General features: G+C 44.1%; 9 protein-coding genes and 1 pseudogene. 1 reads left to right on the top strand and 9 read right to left on the bottom strand.

Going from position 1 to position 13,386, the window contains the following annotated elements; all coding sequences use genetic code 11:
• Positions 1-17: 17 nt before the first annotated feature.
• A complete protein-coding gene (locus NYE45_RS14785) occupies positions 18-1,763 on the bottom strand; it encodes a sensor histidine kinase (RefSeq protein ID WP_340017245.1) in 1,746 nt (581 codons plus the stop codon).
• 28 nt (positions 1,764-1,791) lie between these two features.
• Positions 1,792-3,408, bottom strand: a complete 1,617-nt coding sequence (locus NYE45_RS14780; RefSeq protein WP_340017244.1) for a helix-turn-helix domain-containing protein — start codon at positions 3,406-3,408, stop codon at positions 1,792-1,794.
• Positions 3,409-3,595: 187 nt separating this feature from the next.
• Here NYE45_RS14780 and NYE45_RS14775 point away from each other — a divergent pair, with 187 nt between their 5' ends.
• On the top strand, positions 3,596-3,871 hold the full coding sequence (locus NYE45_RS14775; protein WP_340017243.1) for a hypothetical protein: 276 nt from the start codon (positions 3,596-3,598) through the stop codon (positions 3,869-3,871).
• A gap of 145 nt (positions 3,872-4,016) precedes the next feature.
• Here the strand turns inward: NYE45_RS14775 and cydC are convergent, their stop codons facing one another.
• The 7 genes and pseudogenes from cydC to NYE45_RS14740 all read right to left on the bottom strand — a co-directional run bounded on the left by cydC (position 4,017) and on the right by NYE45_RS14740 (position 13,371).
• Positions 4,017-5,744: a thiol reductant ABC exporter subunit CydC gene (gene cydC, locus NYE45_RS14770; protein WP_340017242.1), complete on the bottom strand. Its 1,728-nt coding sequence runs from the start codon at positions 5,742-5,744 to the stop codon at positions 4,017-4,019.
• Positions 5,741-7,564, bottom strand: coding sequence for a thiol reductant ABC exporter subunit CydD (cydD, locus tag NYE45_RS14765; protein ID WP_340017241.1), 1,824 nt, complete (start codon positions 7,562-7,564; stop codon positions 5,741-5,743). Before cydD ends, cydC begins: the two co-directional genes overlap by 4 nt.
• A gap of 14 nt (positions 7,565-7,578) precedes the next feature.
• The gene (locus tag NYE45_RS14760; RefSeq protein ID WP_339170232.1) at positions 7,579-8,592 is read right to left on the bottom strand and encodes a cytochrome d ubiquinol oxidase subunit II; all 1,014 of its coding nucleotides are present in this window, start codon (positions 8,590-8,592) and stop codon (positions 7,579-7,581) included.
• A complete protein-coding gene (locus NYE45_RS14755) occupies positions 8,592-9,956 on the bottom strand; it encodes a cytochrome ubiquinol oxidase subunit I (RefSeq protein WP_340017240.1) in 1,365 nt (454 codons plus the stop codon). Before NYE45_RS14755 ends, NYE45_RS14760 begins: the two co-directional genes overlap by 1 nt.
• Positions 9,957-10,372: 416 nt before the next feature.
• Positions 10,373-10,570 (bottom strand): annotated as a pseudogene (locus NYE45_RS14750) (MFS transporter); the annotation flags it as partial.
• A 53-nt stretch (positions 10,571-10,623) separates the two neighbouring features.
• Positions 10,624-11,814 carry an MFS transporter gene (locus NYE45_RS14745; protein ID WP_340017239.1) on the bottom strand — a complete coding sequence of 397 codons (1,191 nt, stop codon included), beginning with the start codon at positions 11,812-11,814 and terminating at the stop codon, positions 10,624-10,626.
• 132 nt (positions 11,815-11,946) lie between these two features.
• Positions 11,947-13,371: a 6-phospho-beta-glucosidase gene (locus NYE45_RS14740; protein ID WP_340017238.1), complete on the bottom strand. Its 1,425-nt coding sequence runs from the start codon at positions 13,369-13,371 to the stop codon at positions 11,947-11,949.
• Positions 13,372-13,386: the final 15 nt, after the last annotated feature.

Genomic DNA, 13,386 nt, shown 5'->3' with positions numbered 1-13,386 from the left:
CTGCGAGCCCTTTTGTTCTATCTAAACTCTGAGATGGCCGGCAGCAGAATGGAAAAAATGGTACCTTCACCTAGTTTACTAGCCACCTGTATTCCATAGGGTTTACCAAAATGAAGTTGAATCCGCCGCTGCACATTGTGCAATCCAATGCCATTCGTTCCCGTACCTGCAGCGGACTTCTCTTCCATCAAATTCTGCATCGTATGATGATCCATACCGACGCCATTATCGCAGACTTGGATCACAACTTCATCCAGCTGTGATTGAATCCGAATGGTGATAATTCCGTCTTCTTCGAGTTCGGCCAGTCCATGAAAAATGGCGTTCTCCACAATGGGCTGCAGGATCATTTTGGGCATGCGATAATCCAGCATTCGATCCTCTACCTCATATCTCATCTGAATACAATCATAGTACCTGACATTCTGAATCGTTACGTAATTCGCTATATTATCGAGTTCTTCACGAATGGTTACGAGGGTTCCATCGGATTTGGTTGCATAACGAAGCATCGAGATTAGTGCATCGGTCATTTCCACGATTTTGTCAGCCTGTTGCATCGAGGCGATCCATTTCACCGACCCCAGTGTGTTATATAGAAAATGAGGCTTGATCTGATCATGGAGCGCACGCATCTCGGCCTTGGCTTTCTCTATCTCTTCCTGCTGCATACGTTCGACCATCCGCTTCAATTCATGCGACATTCTGTTGAATCGAATGGATAAATGTCCAATCTCATCTCTGGAGCCAATAGGTTCAACTTGTTCAAACTGGCCTTTTTCGACCAGAGCGATATTCCGGAGCAGCTTCTTAATCGGAGTTGTGATGACATGAGATAGAAAGATGGATATGACCGCAGCAAAAAGAACAATGACAATGGCGAGTGTCACCAGATTACGGCCCAATATTTTGCCATCGGCAGTCAGCTCATCCAAGGGCATATATAAGTACGTTGTCCATTTTTGCTGACTAAGGGGACTGGTCACCACGACATTTAATGCTTCAGGCGGACGAACGTTGTCACGGAACAGTGTCCCGATTAATCGGTCGTTTACGTTATATACAATCTTGTCATTCTCATCGACAATCATAAATCTGGATCGTAGGCCTTCCTGCAAGTTGCGGTTGACGATTTCGATGAATTTGATATCAATACTGACAACGATTACGCCAAGAAGCTCCCCACTAGCCACATCATGAATTTTGCGAGCGTGTGACACTGCCAGTATTTTATTCTCCAATTGCTCATCGATTCGCGTTGTGAGCGTAATGGTTCGTTCATTATCGTGCATAAACTTTTTGAACCACAATTCGTTCGCCACTTTGAAGTCTGGGTCAATGGGCTGGTGTGGACTGACGAACAGATCCTGTCCCCCGTTCATATTGTAGAGGTAAATGGAGAATACGCGATCCTTCATCATGATATAATTCATCAGAATATTGTATGCGGCAATCTCATTTTGTTCGTTACCCTCCCGTAGAAAATCCTGGATCGGAAAACTTCCTTCATGGGTCGCAGATAGATTGTTGCTAAGGCCATTACTGGCTAACAGCGTGATTTTCTCAATCTCCTTGAGGAACTCGTCGATACGAATATTCGTCTGTTTGGCCAGATCACTTAGCAACGTTGTATAGTTCTGTGCCAATAACCGTTCTGACGAGTAGTACGAATTGATTGTCATTACCAATACGGGAAGGATAATGACCGTCATACAGATCACCATAATTTTGTGCTTGATTTGGAAGGGCTGGACAAGCTTCATATGCTGCACCTCTATTCACCGATTACATTCATGCCTGCTGTCGTTCTCGATATTCCTCTGGAGTGACACCTACCGATTTTTTGAAAATCTTACTGAAGTACGTGTAATTATGGTAGCCCACTTTTTCTGCGATTTCGTACACTCTCATTCCTCTGCTTAATAGATACGCCTTGGCATGTTCAATCCGAACTCGTGTCAAGTACGTGATAAAGTTCTCTCCTTTTTCCTGCTTAAACAATCGGCTGAGATACGACGGATTAACACTGATTTGGCTAGCGATACTTTGCAGCGAAATATCCTCGGCATAATACTTGTCGATCAATGCAATGGCGAGGTCTGTGTAGGTACTTTCCTGCTTCGTTTGGGAATCAGTTTTAAAGTAATACGCAATGTGAGCGAGCATATCCTGATGGATATCCTCCCAGTACTCGCCCTTCAGAACAGTTTCATATGGCGATTTTTCTGTAAAAGAAGGCGCACCTCTTTCCGTAGCTCGAGATAGATGGGAGTGTATCGTTTCCATTACCATGATATATTGCTTGCGAATGCTATTCTCATCCGCCCGCTGCGCTTCCAGTTCCGAACGAATTCCTTCAAGGAACTCCTCCGCCTTTTGGATGTCTTTGCTTACCCACAACTTCATAAAATCTCGTTCTTGTTGCGGGCTCAGAGCTCCTTTTACTTCATTTCGATCGGGGGATTGAACCATATCATCGTAATACAACACCTGGTTGCTACCTGTGAAGAAACCCTGTTGTAGAGCCATTTCTGCCTCTTGGCAGGCCTTTTTAATGTGAGGGAAACCGGAAGTCATTCTACTTACACCAGCCGTGAGCGATAGATTCATAAAATCTTTGATGGAAGACAGCAATTTATTACATAGTTTATTTAAGTCTTCTTGGACAGATCGACTTTCCGGAAGTACATTGACGATAACCCAATATTCAGAAGAACTTTCAACGAATATCTCTTTCTCCCATTTCGATGGAATGATCTCTTCCATAATATTAAGCATCGAAAATCGGAGCAGCTTTTCCCCCTTCTCGACATATTTCCTCTTCGCATCCTCGTAATAGTTCACGATGAACTTGATGACGACCAACTGGTCCGATCGTATACGAAAATGCAGTTCTTCCGCTTTGGTGGTCATATCCGACTCACTTATGAATCCGCTTACAATATCTTGGAAGAAGATGTCCTTTAGATGTCTAAGGCTATTAGAATAATCATGTACCAGAGAAGGTGTGTTGGTTGGATGTACATGTTCGCTTTGTAGTTTCTGTTCAACGGTACTCAGGAGCTCAATAAGGGCAGTTTCTGTAATCTCGCTTTTAATCAAGTAGTCTGAAGCGCCAAGTTTCAGTGCCTCTTTCACATAATGAAATTCGTCAAAATTACTCAGGATGACATACTTACAGGTTTTCAGCACGCAGGAGGTCTCTTGTATAAGCTGTAGCCCATCCATAATCGGCATCTTGATATCCGTAATAATTAGATCAGGCATCACTTCAAGCGCAAGGTTCAATGCCTCTTTTCCATTTCCAGCCTCACCAACAACATAGAAGTTGTACTCTTCCCAATTCAGCATGGAACGAATTCCAACCCGCATGAGTAATTCATCATCAACGATCATCAGTTTGTACATGCGCATCCCCCAACATGAACCATTTTTAGATATTTTACCATTAAACGAACCGTTGCAAAGATGTCTAGCGACCCTTCTTGAATTGAGGATTTCATAAATATCACTTTTACAGAACGTATGTTCCTGTTATAATTAGATTATCGAATGTTGTGCAGTATAGAATCCCTACCTGGAAAGGATACATCTCATGAATTTATACAAGTTTGAATTAACGGTGAATGGATATCTGTTACGCGTTCATTTCAGTGCATCTGAAGAAAGTGGACTGAAATGGTGCAAACGAATTGCTTCTGAATTCCAGAGCAACGTTGCCAATTTGGAGATAAAGGTTGATATACATAAAAAGCAGAAACAAAAGAATGCATGGGAATATCACGGAAAACCGTATCTGTATGATCGAACCTTGAGGAAAAAACCACTTTCCAAGAAAAATAGAGCATCTGAATCATCTGCTGTTATGTAAAGATGAATTAACATTACGTCTTAACGGTTATCTGCAATGGATAGACAAAAAGACTAAAGAACGGCTAACTGATGATAATCAGTGACCATCCTTTAGTCTTTTTTGAAGTGTTACTGACACCACGATCAGGACTAATCTTACATTCTCACGCCCCGGCGTCTCCAATCATTTGTCGTTCAATTTGTTTCATTTCATAAAAATATCCTTTTTGCTCCATCAGCTCGGAGAAGGAACCCGATTCCACAATCTTGCCTTGGTCCATGACCACAATCCGATCCATCTCTTCCAATCCCGTCAGCCGATGGCAGATTAGGAGAAGTGTATCTTCGGAGGCCTGTGCAAAAAGATGCTGGAGCACACGTTGTTCTGTGACGTAATCCAGTGAGGACGTCGGTTCGTCCAGAAGCCATAACCGTCCGTTGCGCAGCATGGCCCGTGCCAGAGCCAGCCGCTGCTTCTCGCCATCTGACAGGTTCTCCCCTTTTTCATATACCATGTCGGTCAATGATTTATTGGGCAGTTGCACTTTATCCAGCACAGCCGACAGTTGTTCATCCGAATGTTCTTCTCCGCTCAGAAGAAGGTTGTCCCGGATGGTTCCCCGGAAGAAATGACTTTGCTGCAACACAACATTCGCTCTTTGCCAAATGCTCTCTTCATTCAGTTCCTTCACCGAAACATCGTTTAATCGTATATCGCCAGACGTTGGTGCACGCAGCTTGAGTAACAAATCGATAATCGTTGACTTGCCTGACCCGCTTGGGCCGACAATCGCTGTTTTGGAGCCTGCTGTAAGTTGCAGAGAGAGCTCCCTCAGCGCCGGTCTCCATTCCCCTTCATATTGGAAGTTAACACCGGATAGTTCAATCGAAATCGCCTGATCGGCTGACACTTCACCGCTTGGCTGTACAGGTTGCACATCGGAGGTTGGCACCGTTTCCGCCAGTCGTTGAGCGGCATGTTCACTGTCCTGCTTATATAGAGGTAATATAGCCATTGCCGCAGCTTCTTCGAACACGGTCTGCGTGGCCAGGATCAGCATGGCGAGGAATACACCGGCAAACGCTCCATTCACAATTAAGAAAGCGCTCAGTGCCAGCACACCCCATGTAACGAGATACGTTACAAAAACATGCATGGATTGCCCGCGCAGCAAGTGCGAAGCCGCTTGTTTCTGTTCTATTGCCAATGCAGCGGAAGCCTGCTGAAGCTGCTGCTCCCGCTGTTCCAATTGGCCGTATACTTTCAGATCCCGGAAACCATACAACACTTCGGTTACTTCCGTGGACAGCAAAGCTCGTTGCTGGCGGACACGTCCGTGTATTTTGCGCTGACCTAACAAGACAATGCCTGGTACAACAAATGCCGTGATTAGCATGCCTAGTACTAACAAGCACGCAATCCAGATCGAAAAGGCCGAAGTGAACAGCATGGTAGCCAAAAACACCATAACGACCATGATTGGTGGATACGCGACACGCAAGAAATAATTTTGCAAGCTTTCCACATCACCTACGATTCGCGCAAGTAGATCCCCGCTTCGGTTTTTGTTCAATATACCCGGCGTTACCGGAATCAGTTTGGCAAAAAAGGACGTCCGTAAACGGCTCAGCATGGAGAATGTGGCCCTGTGGGAATACAAGCGTTCTCCGTAGCGGCTTGCCGCTCGAAGGAAACCGAGCAGTTTAACCATCGAGGTGAGTACTATTAAGGTGTACAGCGGTGGCGCAAATACCGTTTGCGATATCATATACCCGCTCGCGGAAAAGAGAGCTACACCTGCTATGCCGGCGATGAATCCGCCCAATATCGAAAGCAAGATATCCTTGCGCTCCTGAATCATCGCTTTTGACAGAATCGTCAGCTCATTCATGCTAACCCTCCTTTCCGTTGGACGTCCACCATCTCCCCATACTGCGGCAAACGTGCTAGAAGCTCGTTATGATGACCTGAATCCACTAATACCCCATTGTCCATAAACAAAATGTTATCCGCATGTTGAATCGTATATAAACGGTGTGCCACCGTAATCATCGTTGCCGTTTTGGCTAATGACGCAATGGATTGTTGCAGTACCCGCTCGGTATGCAGATCCAGTCCTACGGTGGGTTCATCGAACAAAATGACAGCGGGTCTCTTCAGAAAAGCACGTGCCAAGGCAAGTCTTTGCTTTTCCCCACCAGATAATCCCCGGCCACCTTCACCAACAAACGTATCTAATCCCTGCTCCAATTGTGCAACAACGCCAGTGAGTCCTGCTTCCTCTGCCGCCTGCTCAATTTCAACTCTGGAGACGTTCCGCCCCGCCCCAATTGCAATATTCTCGGCAAATGTACCTGCAAAAATATACGGATGCTGTGTAATGTAGCTAACACGCTCGAACCATGCAGCCTCATCATGTTGCGAAAGCTGGCTTCCGTTAACCAGAACCGCTCCCGAATCTGGTTTCAGCAAACCAGCAATAAGATGAAGCAGCGTGGTTTTACCCGAGCCACTTTTGCCTACAATAGCGATCTGTTCTCCCGCTCCAATTGAGATCTGTCCTGTCTCAAGTCCAAAGGAATCAGGCGCGTACTGGAATCGGACATCGTTCAGTTCAATGGTCGGGGGCATTGTTATCAACTCGGCACGAGCTGTACGGAGCTCTTCCGTCTGTGCTGTTGCATCGACATCGGTTATATCGCTTTGATCCGATCCTTCTTCCCGCTCCATTTGTGTGCTCTTGATATTGGTTTCCGCAAGCATCTGTTCCACTTTACGAATCGCCCCCATACTGGTTCGCCCGCTGTGAAATGCCGTTCCCGTATTCTTCAACAGACTGTAAAACTCGGGCACGAGTAACAACACGAGAAAGGCCGTGTGGAAGGTCATCGATTTGAAAACGAGTAACTGGATAGCCAGTTCAAGCGCGACGATACCGATGCTTAACATCACGATCGATTCCAGCATAAACGTATTGGTAAATGCAATCTTCAAAATGCCCATGGTGGCATCACGATAACCCAGACTGCTGCGTTCAATCTCCTGCTGCTGACGTTTCGCCCGTCCGAATATTTTCAACGTAACCAGCCCTTGAAGCGAATCCAGAAACGTACCGGAGAACTCGGCCAGTTGCGCGTATTTTTCTTCTGATTTGTTCTTCGTCTGGAGCCCCACCAAAATCATAAACAGTGGAATAAATGGCGCCGTAAACAGCATAATCCAGCCTGTGTTGGCGTGCTGCGTAAACGTAACAACCAGAATCAGAATCGCGATCATCGCAGCTTCCATCATTCGTGGCATGTACTGACTGAAATAACTGTCGGCTTCATCCACAGCATCCAAAGCAACACTGACCTTTCCTCCCGTCTGTCCACGAAGGGTTGAAGGCATGGAGGCTTGCGTCAGTTTCTGTAAAACGGCTGCTCGCATATTCGTCTTGGCACGAGCTGCCATATGCAAGCCCACTTTCCCATTGCCATACGTCAACAGTGTGCGTACAGCCATAACAGCCAGCAATAGAACAAGCAGCAGGATCACTGATGAAAAGGAAGCTTTCTCTACAAAGATTCGCTGGACTGCTTCAGCCACCAATGTGGCCTGACTTACAATAGCTACACCAAGCGCCAGCGAGATGATCGCAAGGAAAAGCCTGTTTTTTCGTTGTAAAGACATTTGCTGCAAGATCAGATTGGATTTGGCTCTCCTCTTCATTGAATGCTCCTCCTTTATTTTTTCCCTTTCACATAATCCGCATCAAACAGGAACAGTTTGAAGACCAGAATCAGAGAAGGAATTAACAGGCACAGCCCCCCGATAAACACAACGACGAGTGCGAAGCCCATTGCAGGCGATGTGGCGCTGCTCTGAATGGTGATGTATGGATCAAGAATATAAGGATATTGCCCAATTCCGTAGGCGAAAAAGGCTGTGAAAAATTGCAGCATGATACATATAAAAGCTAAACCATAACGGCGTCCGTTATATAAAAGCCACATGGCAATCATGAAAAATGCAACGGAAAGCGCCAGCAGCCACCATAAATCCATCATGTTTTGAAAATGACGCTCATTGTGTTGACCCAAATATATAAATGCAGTCAGCGCGAGAATAATGGTCGGTGTGCTCCAGAACAAAGCATAGTTCCGCATCAGCTTCAATGCCGAATGATCCTCTGCCCGTGAAGCGTAAAATGTGAGAAAGGATCCGCTAATGAACAATACGGACACGATGGCTAGACCAACGATGCTCCACGATAATGGATTGGTGAACAGCGCCCAGTAATCCAGGGAAACGGTATCCCCCTGCTTCAAAATAAAGCCACCTTCAGACAATGTCAGTGCTACTGACAACGACGCCGGAATAAGCAAACCAGTAGCTCCGTATAAAAACAAGTACACGATACTTTTTTTGGAACCATAATTTTCGAAAGCATAGAACGACCCACGAATGGCAAGTAGAATGACGGCAATACTTCCCGGAACAAGCAGCGCGGAGCCATAATAGTAAGCGGTATCCGGGAAAAACCCGACGATACCAATATAGAAAAAGACAAAAAATACATTAGTGATCTCCCAGACCGGTGATAGATAGCGAGAGATCAGACGATTAATGAGGTGATCCTGCTTCGTCAGGCGTGCATAAAAGGCGAAGAACCCTGCTCCAAAATCAATGGATGCTACAATAAGATAGCCGTACAAGAACAGCCAGAGTACCGATATACCAATCAATTCATAACTCATCAGGCCTGCTCCCCTTTCTCGGCTGATTGATTATTCTTCTCTTTCAACCATTTCTCCATCTCAAGGTCAGCAGGATTGTTATTAAACAAACGTCTCAACACGAGAACACAGATAACACCGAGTACGATATACAAAAGCAAGAAAACGAAAAATAAAATTCTCACACTCGGGGAAGACGTAGCAGCCTCTTCTACCCGCATATAACCTCGGATGATCCATGGCTGTCGCCCCACTTCTGCATAGAACCATCCCATCTCAACGGCCAGAAAAGCAAGCGGTGCACTGAGTGCAACCATACGAAGCATCCACTTGTTAAACTGATTACGTTTCTTCCAGAATACAAACAGGAAGTACAGACTTGATATAGCGAGCAGAGCGAAACCTATTCCAGCCATTAGATCAAACAAGTAATGCACAAGTAATGGTGGATGCTCGTCTGGTGGAAATTCATTCAATCCGGTTACTTCGGCGTTAAAGTCTCCAAAGGCGAGGAAGCTTAGCACTTTCGGCAAATGCAGCGCACCTATAATTTCATGTTCAGCATTCAGCCATCCCAATAAAATTAAATCCGCTCCGCTTTCTGTCTCGAAATGCCACTCGGCAGCTGCAAGCTTCTCCGGCTGATGCTCAGCCAAAAACTTGGCAGATACATCTCCAGCTAAGGAATTTAATAAACTGAATACCAACACAACGGCCATCATGAGATTCAAGCCTTTCTTGTGGTAGTCCGAAACTCCTTTTCTCAGCATCGCAAAGGCTGCAATTCCCGCTAACAGTGCAGCTCCTGTCAGATAGGCTGAGCTTAATACATGGAACACCTTGGAGAAAGTCGCCGTATTCAGCATCGCTTGTACGGGGTTCACTGCCATGAATTGACCTGCTTCCATGACAAAGCCTTCAGGCTGGTTCATAAATCCGTTCACTGTTGTAATAAAAACAGCTGACATGCCTGCCCCGGCGACAATCGGGATAGTCAGCAGCCAGTGGATATACGGATTTTTGAACCGATCCCACGTGTACAGATAAATGCCCAGGAATATCGCTTCAAAAAAGAATGCGAATACTTCCATAAATAGTGGCAGTGCAATGACATTCCCGGCCAGTTTCATAAAATTCGGCCATACCAGGGCCAACTGCAGTGATATCGCTGTACCTGTCACGACACCCACCGCCACAGAAATGACAAACCCTCTGGACCACCTCTTTGCCATAAGTATGTAATGGTGATCTTTCTTCCGAATACCGATGAACTCTGCAATAGCAATCATCAAAGGTACGCCGACACCAAGCGTTGCAAAAATCACGTGGAAACCGAGCGTCAAACCCGTCACCAGCCTGCTCCATAACACCGTATCAATAGCCATTCTTTGTGTTGCCTCCTTTCAAACTCTGTTTCATTTTTGTGATCAATTTTTGCTTAGGACCAGGTCTGCTACTCATTAGTTGCATTAAATACCAGGTTTGGACGTTCCTAATCGTTCATGTGAACGAATTAAGAGAAAAATTTCACAAAGTAAACGACAACGATATCTTGCCACATGTTCTTTGCGTTTACTCCTGTTGATTCCTGATATCAAATGCATAGAAAATGCTCTACAAGACCTAATAATCAAAATTATTATATCTTTATTTTTATCTAATTCAATCAAAGTCACGTCTTCTACCCTAAACGTTCAAGAAAGGATCAACTCTTTCTGACAACTTGGTGAAAAACAAAAAAAACACCCAATGGAGCTATTGATTCATTGGGTGCAACCGTGGTATTGCAAGACGGATTCGCTTAGTTTACCTGCTCTGGATTCACCCCATCCTCCTTGCTACGTATGCTCATAATGATCAACGATAAAGCAAGCACCGTAAGGATGATTCCAAGCATTTGAAATCCTGTAACACTGAATGTATCTCCCATGACGATCCCAATCAATAATGACGATAAAATGGTCCCCAGGTAGCGTGACGTATTAAAATTTAAACGGTTCATACAACTCACTCTAAAACAAGGGAACTCCATATCAAGATGTTCCCTGTCTTCTATGTTTGTTGAATATTCTTCTTTTTGCGATGAAGGGTTACTCCTCCAAAACTAGCTGCTGAAATCCATAATAGGATCATTGCATTACTGGAGACTAATGATTGCACTGTATCTAGTTGTAATAATTGCGTAATTAACCTTCCTTCATACGGTGAAAGTGTGGCTCCCAAGTTATATGCGATCAGAACAATGGTGGTACCCAACTTAGCCATTTTGGCGATTTGTTGAGCAAACGTATGCAATAAATAGGGCATTATACAGCGGAATGAAAACCCGATGATCATTGAGCACACGGTAGTAAGCATGATACTTTGCGAGATTGTCGTAACGAACATCGAGCCTCCAAGTAACAGAATCGATAATGGAACGATATAGTTACCGAATGTTTTGTATACTTTTCCAAAAGAAAAGCCGGCTACAAAAGCTCCTAAACCTATAAATGCAATCATATTGCTTCCGTTTGTCGCAGTTCCGATATTTTTCTCCAAAATCAAAGGAGTAATCTGTAAATTATAATTGATGAAGATAGCTACAATCACAAATAATAAGAGACCATAGCCGATCATGACTTGAAGGGCTTTTCTATTATTTGTGTGGCTTGGATTCGTTGTGACCTCTTCTCTTCTATTAAGCTCTTTTTTATCAGAAGGAACGAAAATCAGGAACGCGATGAAAATAGGAAGTGCCAGGGCGTAGACATAAAATGATGTGTGCCAGCCCATTTTCAATAGTTGACCAACGAGTAGTGTCAGACAAATGCCTCCTAATCCCTCAAAGGCACTTTCTAAGCCAATTACGGTTGCTTGTTTACCTGGATTGTTATGATACATGTCACTGATCATCTGAATGATGAGCCGGTTAAATAAACCTACACCTAACCCAAACAAACAACGAGAAATGAACAGCAACGAAAAAAGGTCATGATACAATGCAGGGAATACTCCCGCAAGGAGAACAAGTCCTAAACCAGTTAGTATAGTTGCTTTCTTCCCGATGAGAAGTTCAAGTCGATTAGCAATTAACACACCAAGAATAACAAATAATGAAGGTATGGTCGTTAATAATCCTACGTGTGTTACCGATATCTCTGGAAAATCATTGGCTATTGCAGGAATGTTAGCGGCAATCACTGGACCTGAAGAAATTAATAACGCAACAGACAATAACGAATATGTTTTAAGCTTCTCCATAGATATTATAAAAAACCAACTCCTAAGTGTTTATTTTTGCTTCATATGGCCAGTAGTTAGCCTTGATGCTGCGATAAATGGATAAAGCAGTAACGCATAAGTCGATGACTTCATACGTTACTGCTCAGTCGATTAGAGTTCTTTGCCGTTACTTTGAATAACTTTTTTGAACCATTCAAAGGATTTTTTCTTGCTGCGTTTCAACGTACCAGTTCCAGCGTCATCTTTGTCGACATGAATGAATCCGTATCGTTTACTCATCTCTCCAGAACTTGAGCTTACTAAATCAATGCAACCCCAGGACGTGTAACCCAACAACTCTACGCCATCTTCTTCCACTGCTGTTATGAAAGCTTGGATGTGTTGACGCAGATACTCGATTCTATAATCATCAGCAACATATCCCGTCTTATCAGGAGTATCTATCGCTCCTAAGCCATTTTCAACGATGAATAGTGGCTTTTGATATCGGTCATACAAGGAGTTCATTGTAATTCTTAGTCCTTCAGGATCGATTTGCCATCCCCATTCACTCGTTTTCAGATGAGGATTGCGCAGTGTGGGAAACAGGTTAGCTGCCGTTTGTGTGTTTACTTCCGGGTCTGCACTGGTTAACCGTGAACCGTAGTAACTGAACGAAACGAAATCAACCGTATTATTTTTCAAACATTCCTCGTCCCCATCTTCCATGGCTAAGTGAATATTCATTCGTTCTAACATTTTCTTGGCATAGTTTGGGTATTCTCCTCGGGATTGTACATCGACGAAGAAGTAATGCTCGCGATCTCTTGTCATGGCTTTCCAGACATCATCTGGTGCACATGTATACGGGTAAGTGTTGGCACCTGCTAACATACAGCCAATCTTGATTTCCGGGTTAATTCTACGCGCAATTTCAGTTGCTTTTGCACTTGCTATCAATTGATGATGAGCTGCCTGATACTTCACAGCATCCTCATTCTCACCTTCTTCAAACACTAGACCAGAGCTCCCAAAAGGTAGATGCAACAGCATGTTGATTTCATTAAAGGTAAGCCAATACTTCACTTTATCTTTATAACGGGAGAAGATCGTTTCACACAATCTCTCATAATAATCCACCATTTTTCGACTTCTCCACGATCCAATTGTTTTTACCAAATGAATAGGGACATCAAAATGGGTAATGGTGACTAACGGCTCAATGCCATACTTCAAACATTCATCAAATACATTTTCATAGAATTTCAAGCCCTCTTCGTTGGGCAACTCGTCATCTCCATTAGGATAGATCCGAGTCCATGCCAAAGATAAACGGAAACATGTAAAGCCCATCTCTGCAAGTAATGCAATGTCTTCTTTATACCGATGATAAAAATCAATAGCCTCATGACTCGGATAAAAATGCTCTTGATCACACTCCAACATTTTTAATTTCCCTCGCATGACAGGAACACGATCTTTCCCTGCCGGGATTACATCAACTGTGGATAGTCCCTTGTTACCTTCGGCATATCCACCTTCACATTGGTTTGCAGCAACAGCTCCGCCCCACAAAAAGTCTTTTCTTAATGTCATTAAAATACACTCCTA

Source organism: Paenibacillus sp. FSL K6-1318, assembly GCF_037976905.1.
Classification (GTDB): Bacteria; Bacillota; Bacilli; order Paenibacillales; family Paenibacillaceae; genus Paenibacillus; species Paenibacillus amylolyticus_A.
This window is presented reverse-complemented; position numbering and strand designations above follow the sequence as displayed.